The 19541-nt window shown below is 60.2% G+C and carries 18 protein-coding genes; 8 read left to right on the top strand and 10 right to left on the bottom strand.

Going from position 1 to position 19541, the window contains the following annotated elements; all coding sequences use genetic code 11:
- Window positions 1-23: 23 nt before the first annotated feature.
- From MTP39_RS13915 to MTP39_RS13895, 5 genes are all read right to left on the bottom strand, one after another.
- Entirely contained in the window at window positions 24-686 is a 663-nt protein-coding gene (locus MTP39_RS13915) for an HAD family hydrolase (RefSeq protein WP_249240971.1), read from the bottom strand.
- 79 nt (window positions 687-765) lie between these two features.
- Window positions 766-2121 (bottom strand): PH domain-containing protein, encoded by a 1356-nt coding sequence (locus MTP39_RS13910; RefSeq protein WP_249240970.1) that lies wholly within the window; start codon window positions 2119-2121, stop codon window positions 766-768.
- Window positions 2118-2549 carry a hypothetical protein gene (locus tag MTP39_RS13905; protein ID WP_249240969.1) on the bottom strand — a complete coding sequence of 144 codons (432 nt, stop codon included), beginning with the start codon at window positions 2547-2549 and terminating at the stop codon, window positions 2118-2120. Before MTP39_RS13905 ends, MTP39_RS13910 begins: the two co-directional genes overlap by 4 nt.
- Window positions 2546-3214 (bottom strand): potassium channel family protein, encoded by a 669-nt coding sequence (locus MTP39_RS13900; RefSeq protein ID WP_249240968.1) that lies wholly within the window; start codon window positions 3212-3214, stop codon window positions 2546-2548. Before MTP39_RS13900 ends, MTP39_RS13905 begins: the two co-directional genes overlap by 4 nt.
- Before the next feature lie 44 nt (window positions 3215-3258).
- Window positions 3259-3672: a potassium channel family protein gene (locus tag MTP39_RS13895; RefSeq protein WP_005924324.1), complete on the bottom strand. Its 414-nt coding sequence runs from the start codon at window positions 3670-3672 to the stop codon at window positions 3259-3261.
- 195 nt (window positions 3673-3867) lie between these two features.
- On the opposite strand from MTP39_RS13895, the gene MTP39_RS13890 reads away from it, so the two are divergent.
- Window positions 3868-4719 carry an undecaprenyl-diphosphate phosphatase gene (locus MTP39_RS13890; protein WP_256468839.1) on the top strand — a complete coding sequence of 284 codons (852 nt, stop codon included), beginning with the start codon at window positions 3868-3870 and terminating at the stop codon, window positions 4717-4719.
- Between the two features lie 66 nt (window positions 4720-4785).
- On the opposite strand, the gene MTP39_RS13885 is transcribed toward MTP39_RS13890, so the two are convergent.
- Window positions 4786-6063, bottom strand: a complete 1278-nt coding sequence (locus tag MTP39_RS13885; protein ID WP_249240967.1) for a chloride channel protein — start codon at window positions 6061-6063, stop codon at window positions 4786-4788.
- A gap of 385 nt (window positions 6064-6448) precedes the next feature.
- Between MTP39_RS13885 and MTP39_RS13880 the strand changes: the two genes are divergently transcribed.
- Window positions 6449-7573 (top strand): DUF362 domain-containing protein, encoded by a 1125-nt coding sequence (locus MTP39_RS13880; protein WP_249240966.1) that lies wholly within the window; start codon window positions 6449-6451, stop codon window positions 7571-7573.
- 64 nt (window positions 7574-7637) lie between these two features.
- Here MTP39_RS13880 and MTP39_RS13875 read toward each other — a convergent pair whose 3' ends face one another.
- Complete coding sequence (locus MTP39_RS13875; protein ID WP_249240965.1) at window positions 7638-8255, bottom strand: hypothetical protein; 618 nt, start codon at window positions 8253-8255, stop codon at window positions 7638-7640.
- 348 nt (window positions 8256-8603) lie between these two features.
- On the opposite strand from MTP39_RS13875, the gene MTP39_RS13870 reads away from it, so the two are divergent.
- The 4 genes from MTP39_RS13870 (at window position 8604) to gluQRS (ending at window position 13590) form a co-directional block, all read left to right on the top strand.
- On the top strand, window positions 8604-9422 hold the full coding sequence (locus MTP39_RS13870; RefSeq protein WP_097778927.1) for a PRD domain-containing protein: 819 nt from the start codon (window positions 8604-8606) through the stop codon (window positions 9420-9422).
- An 88-nt stretch (window positions 9423-9510) separates the two neighbouring features.
- Window positions 9511-11070, top strand: a complete 1560-nt coding sequence (locus MTP39_RS13865; protein WP_249240964.1) for a PTS transporter subunit EIIC — start codon at window positions 9511-9513, stop codon at window positions 11068-11070.
- Between the two features lie 66 nt (window positions 11071-11136).
- Window positions 11137-12495 carry a 6-phospho-alpha-glucosidase gene (locus tag MTP39_RS13860; RefSeq protein WP_249240963.1) on the top strand — a complete coding sequence of 453 codons (1359 nt, stop codon included), beginning with the start codon at window positions 11137-11139 and terminating at the stop codon, window positions 12493-12495.
- Between the two features lie 123 nt (window positions 12496-12618).
- Window positions 12619-13590: a tRNA glutamyl-Q(34) synthetase GluQRS gene (gene gluQRS / locus MTP39_RS13855; RefSeq protein ID WP_249240962.1), complete on the top strand. Its 972-nt coding sequence runs from the start codon at window positions 12619-12621 to the stop codon at window positions 13588-13590.
- A 306-nt stretch (window positions 13591-13896) separates the two neighbouring features.
- On the opposite strand, the gene MTP39_RS13850 is transcribed toward gluQRS, so the two are convergent.
- Window positions 13897-14553 (bottom strand): phosphatase PAP2 family protein, encoded by a 657-nt coding sequence (locus MTP39_RS13850; protein ID WP_249240961.1) that lies wholly within the window; start codon window positions 14551-14553, stop codon window positions 13897-13899.
- A 250-nt stretch (window positions 14554-14803) separates the two neighbouring features.
- A complete protein-coding gene (locus tag MTP39_RS13845) occupies window positions 14804-16162 on the bottom strand; it encodes an MATE family efflux transporter (RefSeq protein WP_249240960.1) in 1359 nt (452 codons plus the stop codon).
- A 239-nt stretch (window positions 16163-16401) separates the two neighbouring features.
- On the opposite strand from MTP39_RS13845, the gene MTP39_RS13840 reads away from it, so the two are divergent.
- Together MTP39_RS13840 and MTP39_RS13835 are read left to right on the top strand one after the other, a co-directional pair.
- Window positions 16402-18057, top strand: a complete 1656-nt coding sequence (locus tag MTP39_RS13840; protein WP_249240959.1) for a putative manganese-dependent inorganic diphosphatase — start codon at window positions 16402-16404, stop codon at window positions 18055-18057.
- A 203-nt stretch (window positions 18058-18260) separates the two neighbouring features.
- Window positions 18261-18587 carry an acylphosphatase gene (locus tag MTP39_RS13835; protein WP_249240958.1) on the top strand — a complete coding sequence of 109 codons (327 nt, stop codon included), beginning with the start codon at window positions 18261-18263 and terminating at the stop codon, window positions 18585-18587.
- 68 nt (window positions 18588-18655) lie between these two features.
- Here MTP39_RS13835 and MTP39_RS13830 read toward each other — a convergent pair whose 3' ends face one another.
- A complete protein-coding gene (locus MTP39_RS13830) occupies window positions 18656-19327 on the bottom strand; it encodes a hypothetical protein (protein ID WP_249240957.1) in 672 nt (223 codons plus the stop codon).
- Between the last annotated feature and the right edge of the window lie 214 nt (window positions 19328-19541).

The raw sequence follows: 19541 nt of genomic DNA, 5'->3' as shown, positions 1-19541 counted from the left end.
CGCAGACCTTCCCGTGTTTTTATTTATTTATTCCTCTCCTGCACATACCGCAGGATGTCCTCCGGCACCTCTGCCAGTGCATCCGCACCGGCGGCGGTCAGCTCAGCACGGCCGCGGAAGCCCCACAACGCGCCCATGGCGGGCAGCTGGGCGTTGTGTCCGGTGAGGATATCCACGTCGCTGTCGCCCACAAAAAGGGTGGCGGCGGGGTCTGCGCCCAGCTCAGCCATCAGGGCGTACAGCCCGGTGGGGTCGGGCTTGGTGGGTACGCCCGGGCGGTTGCCCCGCACGGCGTCAAAGCGGCCGGTGCCAAAGTAGTGGGCAATGATGCCGCCGCACAGGGCATCGGCCTTGTTGGAGAATACCGCGCACTGGATGCCCTCGGCTTTCAGTGCGTCCAGCAGTGCCGGAATGCCGGGGTAGGGCGCGGTCTTGTCCTCCTTGTGGGCATCGTACCGGGCGGTGAACTGCGCCAGCGTCGCCGCCAGCTGCGCCGGGGTGCGGGCGTCAGCGGGGGAGAACCGCTCCACCAGCTTGGGGATGCCGTTGCCCACCATCAGCTTGAACTGCGCCACCGTAAAGGTGGGCCAGCCGTTTTGTGCACACACCCAGTTCCCGGCATCGGCAAGGTCGTCGATGGTGTTCAGCAGGGTGCCGTCCAGATCAAATAATACAGTCTTTATCATAAGAATAATCTCCGTTGGTCTGTGTTACAAAAAAACGCCCCGCCGACCGTAGGTTCAGCGGGGCATCGCAAGTATACTTCTATATCTCCAGAAAATCAAGAGCCGCCAGCGGCACGCTGCGCACCGTGACCTTTTCTTTGCCGGGAAATACAAGGGTCAGGTTGGCGCGCTGCACCGTCACCGCCCAAGGAGATTGCAACGCGGTAAAGCCGGTGTCCGGGTGGAACACGCACAGCTGGTGCAGATGGAACCGGTGCTGTCGGCAGAGCAGCAGCTGTCCCTGCTGCTGCCATACGCCCTCCCGGTGCCAGCCCACAGCGGCAGCGCCCAGCAGGGCGGCAAACACCCCGGTGGGGATGAGCAGCGGCAGGGTAAGGGCAGGCAGGGTGGTGCGGGAGACCGCCGTCAGCAGCAGGCAGAGCGCCAGCGGGATGCCCGCCGGTAAAAAGAACACCATGCTGCGGTCGGTGGTGTCGGCGCGGGTGTCCGGGGGCAGCTGTGCCATCTCCGGCAGCAGCTCCCGCAGCAGCGGGGTGCCCTCCCGCCAGACGAACAGGGGCAGCTCCGGGCGGCACGCCCCTGCCGAGACGAACACCGGGCAGTAATGCAGCGCCCAAGTGGCCGGGGAGCGGCGCAGGTCGGCATAGTTCAGCTGGCTGAGCCGCAGCCGCATCTCGTACCGGCGGATCAATCCGCCCCGGCTGCCCAGCTGGATATCGGTGCGCCAGACGGTGTAATGCACCGCCTGCAAAGCGCTGCGCACCAGACTGATGCAGAACAGGGTGCCCGCCAGTACCAGCAGCCACGCCATGCCCAGCGGCAGCCAGCGGGCGGCAAGCGCCGCCAGCTGTCCCAGCTGCGCAAGGGCAGCAGATTGGGCGTCCGGGGCGTAGCTTTGGGTCTGGTGGATGGCGAACCACCATAAAATCAAAGTAGACAGGCCGTTGGCACCCAGCACCGTAAAGGCCAGCTTTTCGCCGCCCTTGGGCGCGTGCCACAGCGGCTCTGTCACCGGCAGCAGCAGATCGGCAAGCTCCTCGGCCTGCTGCCGGGTAAGGTACAAAGTGATGGTCTTGGTCTGCCCCACAGGGTACAGCACCACCCGGCAGGCACCGGTCAGCCGGTAGAGCAGGGGCTGCTCCAGCATCAGCGCCGCCAGACCTTCGGTGCGCAGGGCGCGGTCCAGCCGCACGCCAAGCCGCCAGCTGACGTGCACCGTGCCCTCGGCATCTACCTGCCAGCGGCCGCCATAGTACACCGCCCAGCACACGGCGCTGATAAAGAAGAGCAATACAAGGTCCTGCCGCAGCGCCGCGTGCAGGGCGTCCCAGTTGCGGTCAAAAAGCACCTGTACCAGCGGCAAAAGGTACACCAGCAAAGTCTTGCGCAGCAGATGCAGCGCCGCCAGCGGGTGGAAGTGCTTTTCCCGGTTCATACGTTGCCCTCCATCAGTACCGCCGCCAGCGCAGTCGCCTGTGCGGCGGGGATGCCGGGCAGCACCAATTGCAGCCCCGGGCTGCGCACAAGGAGCACGGTGCACCCTGCCGCCCACAGTAGCGGGGTGCGCAGCAGCTGCACCCCGGTGACCGCCCGGCGCGGGATGCGGCGCAGTACAGGGACAGCCACCCCGGTCTGCACCGTAACGCTGTCTGCCGTCAGGGCGGCTACAAAGCTGCAGCAGCGCACCCGGACAAGTGCCACCAGCGCCACCCATACGATGCAAAAGACCGCGCCTGTCCACACGCTTTGCCAGAAGGCAAAGGGCGCGCAGACCAGCCCGGGCACAGCTGCCCAGACGCAGAGCACCCGGCGGGCGCGGGGCGGCAGCACCAGCGCGGTGCGCAGCAGCTCCTGCTCGCTCATTTGTGGGAGGAAAGACCCCACGCATCCATCAGCAGATGCAGGGTGTCGTCCTGTGTCAGGCAGAGCAGCCTATCCCACGGCAGCAGCACCGTGCTGCCGTGAGGGATGATGAACTCGGTATCCCGGGTGATGCTGACCAGAATGGCGTTGCCGGGGATGGGGATCTCCTTGATCTCCTTGCCCGCGAACTGAAAGTCCTCCGGCAGCAAAATCTCATTCAGGCTGGCAGTGCCGCCGCCAAGAGACAGCAGCTGCCGGATGGTGTCGGTCTCGATCTCCCGCTCCAGGATATGGCTCAGGTTGTCGGTGCCGCACACCACGGTGTCCACGCCCAGCGTGTGCAGGATGTCCCGGTTTTTGGGGTTGGAGGCACGCGCCACGGTGCGGTTCACGCCGAACTCCCGCTTGGCGATCTGGCAGGCCACCAGATTGGTCTCGTCGGTGTTGGTCACCGCCACAAAGGCGTCGCAGCTGGCCACATCGGCGGTGCGCAGGGTGTCAAAGCTCAGGGAGTCGCCGCAGATGACCGGGATATCCAGCGTATCCGCAAGGGTACGGCACAGCGCCTCCTGCGGCTCGATGATGGTCACCTTATGGTGGTGGGACAGCAGGCTTTGGGCAAGATACATGCCCACCCGGCCGCCGCCGGCAATACAAACTTTCATATCGTTACCTCATTCTACGGTCTGTAAAGCGAAAACAGGCTGTTTTACTTGGAAAGTGCCCGGAACACCGCCTGCTCGGTCAGCACGGTGGGGCAGATGGTCTCCAGCTCGTAGGCCTTGTGGTACAAAATTTGCAGATGCGGGTCGGACACCCGGCAGATGACCTTATCCCGGCGGAAGATGTTCTTTGCCAGCTGTGCCGCCATCAGGTTCACCGAGTCCTCCTCGGTCACCGCCGCCACGGCGTCGCAGTTCTCTACGCCGCCCCGGCGCAGGGTGTCCGGGTCGGTGGGGTCGCCCACAAGGGCAGTGCCGTGAAAGGTATAATCGTCAAAGGCATCCAGACGCTTGAGCTGCTCGGGGTCTTTTTCCACCACCGAGATATCATGGCCGATGCGTTCCAGATCGCGGATCAGCGCCGCACCCACCTGATCGCAGCCGATCACCAGTATGTTCATGAAGGTTCACCTCGTTGTTCTCAGAGCTTCTGCGCCGGGCGCAGAAAGCGGACAGACTTCTTATTTTTATAGTATAGCACATTTCCCGGGGCAGATAAATACAGCGCCCGGGGGAAAATTTCTATAATCTGTATGCACGGCGGCTCATAGTATGGTATACTGGAACTGCTTTTGAAAAAACTACGCACCCAGCGGGTGCTGCAGGAGGGATTTATTACGTTTTTCGAGATCATCAAAGCAATCCTGATGGGTATCGTGGAGGGCATTACCGAGTGGCTGCCCATCTCCTCCACCGGTCACATGATCCTTGTGGAGCAGGTCGTCAAGTTCAATGCCAGCGAAGAATTCATGTCCATGTTCCGGGTGGTCATCCAGCTGGGTGCCATTCTGGCCGTGGTGGTGCTGTTCTGGAATAAGCTGTGGCCCTTCGGGCTGCGGCAGGGCAAGGTCATCTCCAAGCCCAGCGTGTGGAACCTGTGGTTCAAGGTGGTAGCCGCCACCCTGCCGGTGCTGGTCATCAGCCCGCTGGACGATTGGATGGAGGAGCACTTCTATAACTACATCACCGTAGCCGCCATGCTGATTTTGTACGGTGTGCTCTTCCTTGTGGTGGAAAACCGCCGCACCACGCCCCGGGTCACAAAGCTGGAACAGATCAGCTACCGGGACGCTTTGCTCATCGGCGTGTGGCAGTGCCTTGCCATCATCCCCGGCACCTCCCGCTCCGGTGCTACCATCGTGGGCGGCCTGCTGCTGGGGCTCTCCCGCGCCTGTGTGGCAGAGTTCACCTTCTATCTGGCTATCCCGGTCATGGCGGGTGCATCCCTGCTCAAGGTGATCAAGTTCGCCATCTCCGGCGTATCCATCACCGGCACCGAGATCGCCGTGCTGCTGGTGGGCTGTGTTGTGGCCTTTGTCGTCAGCCTTGCAGCCATCCGCTTCCTGATGGATTACGTCAAGCGCCACGACTTCAAGTTCTTTGGCATCTACCGCATCGTGCTGGGTGCGATCGTGCTGGCTGTGGCAGCTATCACCGCACTGGCATAAGAGAAAATCTTATAATGATAACAGGGGCTGTTGCTTGCGCAACAGCCCCTGTTTTGATAGGAAAGCTCACTCTTCCGCTTTTTTCACCTTTACGCGCCACTTATGGGACATATACTCCGAGCGCAGCTTGTTGGTGACAAAGGTCTGGCTGCTGTACAGGCCATGGTGGCCGGAGAGCATATAGCAGATGCCGCAGCCCAGCGCGATGAGCTCCAGCCCAGCGCCGCTGAACAGCTCAAATCCCAGCAGGATGGAGGGGATCAGGGCGTTGGTGGCACCGCAGAAGATGGACACCAGCCCCACTGCCGCCGCAAATTCGGCGGGCAGACCCAGCAGCGGGCCGACCACGCAGCCGAAGGTAGCGCCCACAAAAAAGCTGGGCACCACCTCGCCGCCCTTGAACCCGCAGGCAAGGGTCAGCGCGGTAAGGAAGATCTTGCACAGAAAATCCCACGGCAGCGCCTGTCCCTGCTCCACGGCAGCGGTGATGACGCTCATGCCCGCGCCGTTATAGCGCCCCACGCCGAAGAGATAGGAAAAGCCGATGACCAGCACGCCGCCCGCAAAGACCCGCACCCACGGGTTCGGGAGAAGCTTTGGCACGGTGTGCTCCATGAAGTGGAGGGTGTAGCAGAACAGGCGGGAAACGGCAGCGCAGGCCACACCCAGCAGGATGACCAGCAGGGCAGTCCGGACATTCAGCTCCGGCGCAGTGAGCGCAAAGTGGGTGGGCGCGATGCCAAAGGCCAGCGAGCAGCCGTAGGCGATCAGGGCAGAGGTAAAGGCGGGGACAAAGGCAGCGGTAAAGGTCAGACCCACATCCTCCACCATCATGGCAAAGCAGGCCGCCGCCAGCGGGGTGCCGAACAGGGCAGAGAAGAACGCAGCCATGCCGCTGATGGTGGCGGTGCGGCGGTCGTGGTCCTTGAGCCGCAGCAGGGTGCCGAGGTTCCAGCCGATGCTGCCGCCCATCTGCAACGCAGCGCCCTCGCGGCCGGCAGAGCCGCCGCACAGGTGGGTGAGCACCGTACCCAGAAAGATAGCGGGCACCAGCAGAATGCTGACCGGCTCGCCGCTCTGCACGGCGCGGAGAACGTTGTTGGTGCCCACACCCTCGCACTTTGTTACCTTATAAAGGGCATTGATGAGCAGACCTGCCACAGGCAAAAGGAACAGCAGCCAAGGTTGCGCGGCGCGCAGCTCGGTGGCGTGCTCGACAGCAAGGTGGAACAAGGTGCCCAGAAATCCACAGAGCAGACCCATGGGAACTGCCAGAAGGAACCATTGCAGCGCCACCCGCAGGGCGGCTTCAGCTTCGTGCCGGAATGTATCAAAATCGTTCATAGACATAACTCCTGTATATTGACATCCGTTCCGTTTTTTGGAACCGATATAAAATAACACCGCAGGGCAGGGCTGTCAACCCCAAAATGGGCAGAGCAAAACGGCGCTGCTCCATTTTCTGTTTACACCGCTCGCCCGGGTGTGCTATACTGAAGGCAGTACCGCACAATTCCCGCCTGACGGCTCAAGCACCGTTCCGGCGGCTGCGGCGCGGCATCTGCGTTGCCAAAATGCTCGATAATACACAAAGTATTATCTGCGCTTTTGGCTTAGCATCTGCCGCACCTCGCTCGCCGTATCGGCACTTGGAATCATGTGGTATTGCCTGAACAAAAGAGAGACCGCGCGGCAGACGCCGCCGGAAGGATATGGGAGGAAAAACACCATGGAAGCATCCAAAGTTTACTATACGGATTTCCGCTGTCCGGTGGGCACCAGCCTGCTGGAAAAGCTGCGCCGGGTGTGCATTGCCGCCGGCATCAAGGACATCGACATGGACGGCCGGTTCGTGGCCATCAAGATGCACTTCGGCGAGCTGGGCAATCTGGCCTTTCTGCGTCCCAACTACGCCAAGGTGGTGGCAGACCTGTGCAAGGAGCAGGGCGGTATGCCGTTTTTGACCGACTGCAACACCCTGTACCCGGGCAGCCGCAAGAATGCGCTGGAGCATTTGAACTGCGCCCAGCTGAACGGCTTCTGGCCTATGACCACCGGCTGTCAGGTACTTATCGCCGACGGTCTGCGCGGCACGGATGAGGTGGAAGTGCCGGTGCCGAACGGCGAATACTGCAAGACCGCCAAGATTGGCCGTGCCATCATGGATGCGGACGTGTTCATCAGCCTGAACCACTTCAAGGGCCACGAGTCCACCGGCTTCGGCGGTGCGCTCAAGAATATCGGCATGGGCTGCGGCTCCCGCGCGGGCAAGATGGAGCAGCACGCTGCCGGCAAGCCCGCCGTGCAGGAGGGTTTGTGCCGCGGCTGCCACCGCTGCGCCAAGGAGTGCGGCTCGGACGCCATTACTTACAGCGCCGAAAACAAGGCCATCATCAATTACGACAAGTGCAAGGGCTGTGGCCGCTGCATTGGTGCGTGCAGCTTTGACGCCATCTATTCCCCCAACGACTGCGCCAACGAGCTGCTGGACCGCAAGATGGCAGAGTACGCCGCCGCAGTCTGCCACGACCGTCCCTGCTTCCATATTTCTCTGGTGCAGGACATCAGCCCCAACTGCGACTGCCACGGCGAGAACGACGCGCCCATCCTGCCGGATATCGGCATCTTTGCGTCCTTTGACCCTGTGGCGCTGGACCAGGCCTGCGTGGACGCCTGCCTGAACGCCGCCCCGCTGCCCAACAGCCAGCTGGGCGCAAACCTTGCAAAGCCGGGCTGGAACTGCTACCACGACAACTTCAAGGACTCCAACCCCAACATCGAGTGGAAAGCCACCCTTGAACAGGCCGAGAAGGTGGGCATGGGCACCCGCCAGTATGTGCTGAAAAAGGTATAACGACAAAATGGGGCGCTGACCACACGGTCAGCGCCCCATTGCGCTTTAAAGTTTAAGGTTGGGTTTAAGCTTCGCCGTTCGTCTCCGGCACAATGCCGTCCAGCACGGTCTGCAGCGCCTGCCAGTTTTTCAGGGTGCAGCCGGGCAGGGTGTCAGCGTCCAGCCCTGCGTCCGCAATGCGTTCGGTCATGCTGTCCTTGTCGCTGAGCAGGTCCAGCGCCGCGTCCTTGATCATCGGCCAAGCCTCGGCAAAGCCTTCCTGCTCGTTATCGGTCAGGTTGTCGTACCAGCTGTAAAAGGCCTCCTGAATGGTCTCCGGGGAGCGGCTGGACATCCGTGCGTCCTCGGCCCAGTGCAGCAGCGATGCCGCCGCGATGACCGATTTCAAGGAGCAGCCGGATACCCCGGGCCCCCAGCCCAGACAGGGCGCAAAGGCGTTGGATGTGCCGGTGATGGAGAACACCGAGTTCTCGTCGAAGTTGCCGGGGTTCAGCTCTCCGGTGTTGGCTTCTGTGGTGGAAGAGGGCAGCTCACTGCTGCCGGAAGCGGATGCGCTGTCCGAGGCGGGCGCAGCGCTGGATGCGGGGCTGCTGTCGGCAGAGCCGTTGCAGGCTGCCAGCAGGCAGCCCAGCAAAGCGGCGCACAGCAGCAGCGCAAGGGGACGGATATATTTCGATCTCATAAGAAAAACCTCCGTAAATGGTGCTCCGGCAAGCCGCCGGAGCGAAGCGGGATCTACACTCTAAGTATACGTTCTGCGCACGGCGTTGTCAATCGTTCTGCGCAGGACGAATTTCAAGCAGTCCTGTGCAGGATATACAAAAATGCGGCTTAAATTTCGGGCAGTTCAACGCATTGACATTTTCTGCGCTGGCTCGTATAATCAAAGCAGACAAGTGAATTTATCAGTGCGTGTAACTGTTCGATCAGGCATGAGCATCAGAGGGAAGGCGGCAACGGCATCCCTTTGGTTCTTGTGCCCTTTTTCTTTTTCACAAAAGCTGCGGCATGGAAGCGGAGGAGTGCGGCGATGCAGGCTGTAAAGGTATTCAATAACAATGCGGTGTCGGTGGTCATGCCGGACGGCAGGGAAGCCATTCTCGTGGGCAACGGGCTTGGGTTTGGCCGCCGCCCGGGGGACGTGATCGACAAAAGCCGCGTTTCCAAGGTATACTATGTGCAGAACGAGCTGCAGACCAAGTTCCTCAAGATGCTGGATAACGTCACCCCGCAGGTGATGCAGGCCGCCGAGCGCATCTCGCTGGCGGCAGAGGAGCAGGGCATCCTGCTCAGCAGCAAAAGCACCATCTCGCTGGTGGACCATATCAGCTTTGCGCTGGAGCGTGTGGAAAAGGGCACTTTTCTGCCCAACCTCGTGCTCTCGGAGACCCGGATGCTGTACCCGAAGGAGTACGCAGTGGGGCAAAGGGCGCTGGAGCTTGTTCGGCAGTTCTGCGGCGTACAGCTGCCGGAGGACGAAGCGGGCTACATTGCCCTGCATCTGGTAGCCGGTGCGGCGGACGGCGCGCTGGCCTACGATACCGTAAAGTTCGTCAAGGCGGTCAAGGAAATCATCTGCGATACCTATCACTGCACCTTTGAGGAAGAGAGCCTTGAGACCACCCGCCTGACCGTACACCTCAAGTTTCTGGCGGCGCGCATCCTGCGGCACACCCCGTGGCAGGACGCCGGGCTGGAATCCATGTATACGGTGCTTTTGCAGCGCGACAGCCGCAACGAGGTGTGCTTACAGCGCATCAATGCCTATCTGCGGCAGGAATTTGATTACGAGCTGGATCATCAGGAGCAGGTCTATCTGCTCATCCACCTGACCAAGATCGTTGGTTAAAATGTTTCAACAGGGCGTCCGGAAGCCCTGCGGAATAGAAATCATCCCCCAAAAAACAGTCAAGTCAAAAAGTGAGGAGTATTACACGATGAAAGAAAAAGTCATGAATGGCTTGGAAAAGTTCTCCAAAGCCATGCTCTCACCGCTGTCGTATATCTCGGCAGCAGGCCTGATCCTTGTGCTGGGCGCATTGCTTACCAGCACAAGCCTTAGTGCGATGATCCCCGTTCTGCAGTGGACCCCCATCAAGCTGCTGGGTCAGCTGATCTACAACTGCATCATGGTCATCATCAACAACCTCAGCCTGATGTTCTGCGTGGGCATCGCAGCGGCGCTGGCCAAAAAGAACAAGCAGCAGGCTGCCATCATCGGCCTGATGAGCTATTTTATGTACCTGACCGCCGGCAACGTCACCCTGACCCAGCTGGGTATGCTGGCCGAGGCTGACCCGATGGTGGGTCTGTACGGCACCGGTCAGTCCACCGTGTTCGGCATCCAGACGGTGGATATGGGTGTGTTCGGCGGCATCCTGCTGGGTCTGGTCTGCGGCTGGGTGTACAACCGCACCTGTGAAAAGCAGTTCAAGGGCATCATCACCCAGATCTACTCCGGCAACCGCTGGTCCTTTACCTGCATGGTGGTCTTTTCCATCCTGTTCGGCTTTGGCTCCTGCTTCTTCTGGCCGCCGGTGCAGAGCGTCATCAGCGCACTGACCGATCTGATCGCCACCTCCGGCAACTTCGGCCTGTTCCTGTACGGCTTCCTGGAGCGCTTCCTCATCCCCACCGGCCTGCACCACCTCATCTACACCCCCTTCCAGTTCTCTGCACTGGGCAACAGCCTGACCGTGGGCGATGCCACCTACACCGGCTCCTACATCGTCATGATGATGGAGTACAGCATGGGTCTGCCCTTCTCGGACGGCATCGTGTGGATGTACACCGGCTTCACCAAGACCTTCGGTTACTTTGGCATCGTGGCGGCCTTCATCTTCTGCGCCCGCAAGGAGAACCGCAAAAAGACCGCTGCCGTTCTGGTGCCGCTGGCATTTACCGCCTCTCTGGCTTCCATCACCGAGCCGCTGGACTTCATGTTCTGCTTCTCTGCCCCCATCCTGTGGGTGGCACACGCCTGCATCTCCGGCCTGTTCATCGTGCTGCTGCACACCTTCCATGTCACCGGCTTTACCACCAACCTCCTCGGCTCGATTCTGATGAACCTTTCCGCCGGTGCAGATAAGACCAACTATCCCACCCTGTATCTGCTGGCGCTGTGCCAGATCGCAGTGTACTTTGTGGTGTTCACCCTGCTGATCAAGGCCTTCAACATCCACACCCCCGGCCGGGAAGAGGTGAGCACCGAGACCGCTAAGAGCGATGCACCCGCCAAGAAGGCAAGCGTGAAGGACGCTGCCGAGGTCCAGTGCGTCATCGACGGTCTGGGCGGCAAGGAGAACATCCTGTCGGTGGACAACTGCTTCACCCGTCTGCGGGTAAACATCAAGGACCCCGCAAAGCTGGACGAAGCTGCCATCAACAAACTGCCGAACAGCGGCATCGTGAAAAAGGGAACCGATATCCAGATCGTTTACGGTCTGCAGGTAGCCGATATCAAGCGTGCTGTGGAAGCACAGCTGGAAAACCAGTAAACCGCTTTTCCGTGCCCCGGCGGAATGCGCCGGGCAAACCTGAAATACAAAAGGAGTGTTTATACTATGGTCATTACTATTGCTGGCGGCGGTAGCACTTTTACCGCCGGTATCGTCAAATCCATCGCCCTGCGCCGGGAAGAACTGGAAGTGGACGAGATCCGTCTGTTCGACATCAACAAGGAGCGGCAGGACAAGGTAGCCGTTGTGGTGGACTGGGTCCTGCACAAGGAACTGAATACCGACATCAAGCTGGTGGTCACCACTGATGTGCAGGAGGCTTACACGGACACCTCTTTTGTGTTTGCCCAGATGCGCGTGGGCGGCTACGCCATGCGGGAGCAGGACGAAAAGATCCCCCTGCGCCACGGCTGCGTGGGACAGGAGACCTGCGGCTGCGGCGGCATGGCCTACGGAATGCGCACCATCTTCCCCATGATCAAGCTGATCGATGACGTGGAAAAGTATGCCAAGAAGGATTACTGGATCCTGAACTACTCCAACCCCGCCGCCATCGTATCCGAGGCCTGCCGCAAGCTGCGCCCGAAGGCACGGATCATCAACATCTGCGATATGCCCATCGCCATCATTGACGTGGTGGCAGCTGCCATGGGCATCCAGAACAAGAAGGAGATCGTTTACGATTACTTTGGCCTGAACCACTTTGGCTGGTTCACCTCCATCCAGTACCACGGCGAGGATCTGATGCCCAAGCTGCGCGCCTACATCAAGGAGAACAAGATCCTTTTGCCGGAAAGCTACCTCAAGGGCATGGGCGCGCTGACCTCCTCCGCCAGCCAGAACCGCCACACCAAGGGCAGCTGGTACTATGTGTGGAAGGGCGAGTACGAGATCATGGAAAACTTCCCGGAGTACCTGCCCAACACCTACCTGAACTACTATCTGCAGGCCAAGGAGTTCGTGGAGCACTCGGACCCGAACCACACCCGCGCCAACGAGGTGGAGGAGACCCGCGAAAAGAACCTGTTCGACGGCATCGACCACTACCTCAAGACCGGCGAGGTGGACGCCAACACCTTCTATGCCGGCAGTCACGGCGACTGGATCGCAGATCTTTCCGCTGCGCTGAAGAACGACACCAAGGCACGCTTCCTCATCATCACCGAGAACCGCGGCGCGATCCCCAATATGCCCTATGACGCAATGGTGGAACTGCCCGCCTACATCGGCAAGAACGGCCCGGAGGTCATTGCCCGGGACAACATCCCGCTGTTCCAGCAGGGTCTGATGATGCAGCAGCTCAACAGCGAAAAGCTGCTGGTGGAGGGCTGCGTGGAAGGCAGCTACGAGAAGGTGTTGCAGGCCTTCACCCTGAACAAGACTGTGCCCAGCATGAACGTTGCCAAGGCCATTCTGGACGATATGATCGAAGCCAACAAGGGCTACTGGCCGGAACTGCACTGAGCAGCCGACCTTACAGCCGCCGCAGGCATTGCCGCCTGCGGCGGCTTTTTTGTGCGCATTGACCTTTGCACAGCAAGGGCTTATAATGAGAAAAAACCAGTAAAAGCGAAAGGAAGCACACCCATGCAAAACCAAGTCCCTGTATCCCAAAACCGCCCGGTCACCGGGCGCTTTGCGCCCAGCCCCAGCGGACGGCTGCATCTGGGCAATCTGGCGTGCAGCCTGCTGGCATGGCTCAGCGCAAAAAGTCAGGGCGGGCGCATCGTGCTGCGCATCGAGGATCTGGACGCCGAGCGCTGTCCCCGCGTCTACGCCGACTTACTGGAGCAGGACCTTGCGTGGTTGGGGCTTACATGGGACGAGGGCGGCAGCACCGGCGGTGCACACGCGCCCTATTACCAGAGCGAGTGCGGGGACATCTATACCCAAAGCTACCGCAAGCTGGAACAGAGGGGGCTGGTGTACCCCTGCTTCTGCTCCCGCTCCCAGCTGCACGCCGCCAGCGCACCCCACACCTCGGATGGCAACGTCATCTACCCGGGCACCTGCCGGGGGCTGACGCCGGAGGAAATTGCGGAAAAGCGCAAAAAGAAAGCCCCTGCCTACCGTCTGATGGTGCCGGACGAGGAGATCACCTTTACGGACGGCTGCATGGGCACCCACACGGAGAACCTGCTGCGGGACTGCGGCGACTTCTACCTGCGCCGGGCAGACGGGGTGTTTGCCTATCAGCTGGCGGTGGTGGTGGATGATGCCCGCATGGGCATCACCGAGGTGGTGCGCGGGGCAGACCTGCTGTCCTCCACGGCGCGGCAGCTGTACCTGTACCGTCTGCTGGGCTTGCAGCCGCCCCGCTTTGCCCACTGCCCGCTGCTGCTGGCAGCGGACGGACGGCGGCTGTCCAAGCGGGACGGCGACCAGAGCCTTGAAAACCTGCGGGCAAAATACACCGCGCCGGAGATCATCGGCAAGCTGGCGTATGCCTACGGATTGCAGCCGGAACCCGCCCCCCGCACCCCGGAAAGCCTTGTGCCGGACTTTGCGTGGACAAAAGTCCCCAAGCAGGATATCTGCCTGCCCGAGGGGCTGTTCTGACGATTTTGAATGGCCGCCGCGTGCGCTTTGGCCATGTTCAGCGGAAAAATTATTATTATAATTTGTGGCTCAGAAACGCCTGCGGGCGTTTCTGAGCCACTTTTTCACAGTTGGGGTCGTAAAGAAAAACGCCAGTTTTCCAACTGGACCAGAAAACTTTCCCAAGAGGGGCTTTCGCGTGAAAAAAGGCTTCCAAAAAGTCCGCAGACTTTTTGGAAGCCAAAATAAAAATAATTTTTCCTTGAATTATGCCCAGAGCAGCGCGGAGGGCATTTCAAATCGTCCCGCGCTGCCGAAAAAAGAATTTTATGCTCTCCGCACCTGCGGCAGCTGGCTGCGCTCGAGGGCGGTAAAGGCGCTGTCCAGAGCCAGTGCCAGCAGTGCACCCAAGGCCACGTCAATGCAGCTGTGCTGCTTGAGCAGCACGGTGGAGCAGACGATGGAAACGCACAGCACAGCAGCTGCGGGACGCATCCAGCGGCGGCGGGGCGCCTCAAAAATGCGGCTGCGGTAGTACGCCAGCAGCAGCGTTACCGAGTTGAACACATGGATGGACGGGCAGACGTTGGTGGCGGTGTCGGTGCGGTACAAAAAGCGCACCACCCGGGCAAAGATGTCGCTGCCCGGCACCCAGTAGGGGCGCAGGTCCAGTGCGGTGGGCAGCACCGCGTAGCAGGCCAGTGCAATGGTCATGCCGGAGAACAGCGGCAGACACAGCCGCCAGAAGTCCTCACGCGGGGCTTTCCACAGCAGATAGAACAGGGTGAAGGGGATCCACGCAAACCATGCAAAGTAGGGGATCACCGCATATTTGCAGAAGGGGATCAGATCGTCCAACCGACAGTGCACCAGAATGCTGCGCAGGGGGACGTTTGCCTCCAGATAGTGAAAAACAGAAAGATAAAATATAGTATACAGCGCCATGAACCCGATGGGGTGGCGCGCAAGCCAGCTGCGTTTCATAGAATAGCCTCCTTTTGCAGAAGAGCAGAACTCGATAGCATTGAGAAATTATACGCCCGAACGATGAAGATTGCAAGAACGAAAGGTGAAAACTTTGTCAAGCGCTGAAAAAATAATTTGTGAAACCTGTAAAAAATACCATCGCTCTTCTGTTGATAATACGAATCAAAGCGGCGTTTTCCTGCAAAAAAAGAAAAATCCACCCCTTCACCGGTCTTTACAGACCGGAAAAGGGGTGGATACCAAAAATTCAGATCACACTCTGCTCCAGCCAGCTGCCCCGGCGGAAGCGCAGATAGAAGCACAGCGAGCGGAACACCCAGTCCAGATACATCCCCATCCAGATGCTCAGCAGCCCGCCGCCGAAGCACAGCACGACCAGATAGCAGAAGCCTACCCGGAACGCCCACATGGACACGATGCTCACGGTCATGGTAAACCGGGCGTCACCGGCGGCGCGCAGGATGTTGGGCAGGGTAAAGCTGGACGGCCACACGAACAGGGAAACGATGTTGAACCACACCATGATGTCCAGCGCCATGGCCTGTGCCTCCGGCGAGAGGTTGAACAGGGACACCGCGAACCGGTTGGCGAAGAAGAAGGCCGACAGGTTCATCACCCACGCGCCGCAGTAGGCGGTCAGCATCAGGCGGCGGGAGTAGTACACCGCCTGTTCCTTTTCGCCCGCGCCCAGACACTGGCCCACCACGGTCAGGGCAGCCATGCCCACGGCGTTGGCGGGGATGTTCAGGAAAGTGGTGGTGGTATTGGCAACGGCATTGGCGGCAATGGCTGCCGTGCCAAGGGTGGAGGTCAGGCTGGAGACCGACAGCTTGCCGATCTGGAACATGCCGTTCTCGATGCCGGCGGGGATGCCCACCCGCAGGATGCGCCGGATCAGCCCGCCGTTCGGAGCCATCGCCCGCAGGCTGTCCACCCGCAAGGCGCAGCCCGGCTTTTGCAGCAGATACAGCACCACCGCGCAGGCAATGGCGCGGGACACAAGGCTGGCCAGCGCCGCACCCATGACCCCCATGCCGAAGCCGTAGATCAGCACCGCATTGCCGCCGATGTTCACCACGTTCATCACCAAGCTGGACAGCATACTGATCTTGCTGTTGCCCTGCGCCCGGAACAGCGCCGCACCAGCGTTGTACAGGCCGATGAAGGGATAGCTCAGCGCCGAAAGCAGAAAGTAGGTCTCGGCGTAGCGCATCACGTCCGCATCAATGGAGCCGAAGATGCCCCGCAGAATGGCGTGCCGCCCGCCGATGACCACCGCCGCCACCAGCACACTGAAACTGGACAGCACGAATAAAATCTGCGCCGCCGCAGCCTTGGCGTTTTTTGGCTCCTGATGGCCGATGTACTGGCTGGTGACCACCGCGCCGCCGGTAGCCAGTGCGCTCATGATCTGGATCATCAGGGTGTTGAAGCTGTCCACAAGGCTTACGCCGGACACGGCGGCTTCGCCCACCGAGGATACCATCAGGGTATCCGCCAGACCAATGGTCACGCTGAGCGCCTGCTCTGCGATCAGCGGCAGCAGCAGCGCCACCAGCGCCTGCCGTGGAAACAGGGGAGTGGATGTGAATTTGGACGATTTCATGCTGTCCTCCGTTGCAAATGACAAAAAAGCTCGAATGCTTCTATCATACAGCGGAAGCTGTCGAAATGCAAGAGGTTGTATACAAGAAAGGGCCAAAAAGCAACAGTCTGCCGCGCTGCGTGCCCTTTACCCATGGGCACAGTTGTGTTAAAATAAGGTTGCAGCCCGCCCCGCTGTGCAGGAGAGGGGCGCTGCTTTGGTATATGATAAGAAGGTAAAGACCCATAAGGGGGTAAAGTATGCAGCAAACTGCGCATAAGGTCGTGGTCATCGGGCATCGCAACCCGGACACCGACTCCATTTGCTCTGCCATTGCCTATGCAGAGCTGAAAAACAAGACCAGCGATCTGGTCTGCGAAGCCCGGCGTGCGGGCAAAATGAATCAGGAAACTGAATTTGTGCTGAAAAAGTTCGGGGTCACGCCGCCCCGGATGTGCACCGACGTCAACCCTAAGATCCGGGACGTGGATTACCGCCAGATCCCCGGCATCTCCGGCTCCACCAGCCTGCGCAAGGCGTGGGAGATCATGCGCGACCAGAAGATCGACACCCTCCCCGTGACCAGCGAGGATGACGAATTGCAGGGCGTCATCACGGTGAAGGATATCGCCACCGCCAACATGGACCTGTTCGACACCGGCATCCTTGCCAAGAGCCGCACCAGCTACCGCAATATTCTGGAAACGCTGGGCGCTACCATGGTAGTGGGCAGCGAGGACGCAGTGTGCACCACCGGTCACATCCGCATTGGCACCGCCACCCCGGAAATGCTGGAAAGCAACATGGAAAAGGGCGATATCGTCATCCTGACCAACCGCTACGAGAGCCAGCTCTGCGCCATCGAGAAGGAAGCTTCTCTTATCATCATCTGCAACGGCGCAAAGGTGGGCCGCACCATCCAGCATATCGCCGCCGAGACCGGCGTAGCCATCATGAGTGCCCCCTGCGATACCTATGCGGCGGCAAAGCTCATCAGCCAGTGTGCGCCCATTTCCTATTACATGACCCGGGACGATATCATGAAATTCACCCTCGTCACCCCGGTGGCAGACGTCACCCGCGTGATGGCAAAGGTGCGCCACCGGTATTTCCCCATTCTGGACGCAGACGGCAAGTATTGCGGTATGATCAGCCGCCGCAACATCATCAACCTGCGCAAGCGCCGCATCATTCTGGTGGACCACAACGAGGCCACACAGGCGGTGGAGGGCTTTGATCAGGCCGAGATCCTGGAGATCATCGACCACCACCGCATCGGCAGTCTGGAGACCAGCGGCCCGGTGTACTTCCGTAACCAGCCGGTGGGCTGCACCGCCACCATCGTCACCCAGATGTACGATGAAAACGGCGTGACCATCCCGCAAAAGACCGCCGGTCTGCTGCTGGCTGCCATCCTGTCGGATACGCTGGTGTTCCGCAGCCCCACCTGCACCCCCATCGACGTGAACGCCGCCAACCGTCTGGCAAAGATCGCCGGGGTGGACATCAACGAGTTTGCCAACGAAATGTTCGAAGCCGGCGAAAAGCTGGACGGCAAGACCGCCGAGGAAGTGTTCTTGCAGGACTTCAAGGTGTTCATGTGCGGCGATATCCGCTTTGGCGTGGCGCAGGGCAGCTACATGACCCGCAAGAACCTGACCGCCGCCGAGGCGCTGCTGAAGCCGTATCTGGAAGAGGCACGCAACAAGCAGAACGTGGAGGACATCTACATGCTGCTGACCGATGTGCCCAAGGAAGAGAGCGTGGTCATCTGCGATGGACGCTACGCCGCCGGGGTGCTGACGGATGGCTTCGAGATCCAGCCCGGCACTGATGGCAGCTGGACGCTGCCGGGCGTGGTGAGCCGCAAAAAGCAGTTCATCCCCGCCCTGATGACCGCTTATCAGGAACTGTAAAGGGAATGATGCACCGTGCCTGCGGCACGGCATGATGTTCCCTGCGGGAAATGATGTTGCCCTGCGGGCAAATGATGTGTGCCTTGCGGCACAATTGCCGCCGCAGGCGGCTGCATCATTTCCGGCGCAGCCGGAACATCATTGCGAAGCACATCATACTGCGCGCAGCACAGTACATCATTCCCCCGAAGGGGGACACCGCTGTGTTTGATTTTCTTTCCAAAAAGGACCGCACCCCGCCCGCACTGCCGGAGGGCACGGAGCGGCGGCGCTACATCATCACCGGGCAGGTGCAGGGGGTGGGCTTCCGCTACCGGGCGCGGTACGCCGCGCAGACCCTTGACCTGACCGGCTGGGTGCAGAACGAGGACGACGGCAGCGTGACGCTGGAAGTGCAGGGCGACCCGGACAAGTTTATGTCTCTGTTCGCCATGATCCAGAAAAGCGATTATATCCAGATCACCGGCATCCGCAGCAAAAATATCCCGCCCGACCCGTGGGAGCGCGGCTTCTCGGTGAAGGGATATTAAAGGAACGGAATAGAAACAGAGCGCCTGACACTGCGGTGTCAGGCGCTCTGTTTTATCATATTATATTTTTACCCCAGCACCTTCAGGGGGGAGTTTTCCACCCACAGGGTATTGTCCAGCAGGCGGGTGACGGCAAGCCGTCCGTTTGCCGTTACCCGGGCGGGGTCGAGGGCGTAGAAGTCGCTCTCGGTCAGGTTTTCCGGGTCGGCGGTGGGGGAGATGCCCGCCACGCAGACCCAGTGCCCGTAGGTGCTGCTGGTGGCAATGTGGGGGTAGTTCACCTCGCTCCAGCCGGAGTCGGTCAGGTGGTATTCATAAGTAGAGGTGCGGTTCGTGTGCCTTTTGACCCCGCTCACCGTGGTATTTTTCAGGTGCACGATCACCGGACGCCCGGCGGAAAGCTCGCTGTACAGTTTTTTCAGGCATTCGGCGCGGGTGCCGGAGTACCCGGTGTAGCCCGCTGCGGACCACACCGCCCCGTTCGACCACATCCCGCTGCCGGAGCACACCTTGCCGTCCAGAATGGTGCGGGCGTAGCGCAGCGCGTACAGGCTGCACTTGCCGGAGGTCTGGTTGCCGATGGAAAGGATGTGGCTGGTGTCGAAGCTGAGCAGCCGGATGCCGTTTTTCTCTTTCAGCGCAGCGGCGTGGGCACGGGGCAAAAAGGCGCACAGCAGCAAAACCAGCGCCAGAACTGCCGCCGCCAGCCGCTGTGCCGCGCGGGCGGGACAGTGTTGCATGGGTGTTTCCTCCGTTATCACTTCAATTCGGACATGATTTTACCACTAAAACGTGGTAAAAATGTGTAAAAAGGCAAAATAATGGGGCTCCCTCCCAGAGGGAGCTGGCGCGGCGCAAGCCGCATCTGAGGGAGTTAATGCCCGCCAACACAACATATGTCCAAATTTAAGTGCCCTCCGCACCCGGCAAAACTGCGCCGCCGGGGCAGGGAAA

The sequence above is a fragment of the Faecalibacterium sp. I3-3-33 genome, assembly GCF_023347295.1.
GTDB lineage: Bacteria > Bacillota > Clostridia > Oscillospirales > Ruminococcaceae > Faecalibacterium.
Note: the sequence above shows the minus strand (reverse complement) of the source record. Positions and strands in the feature narration are given on the sequence as shown.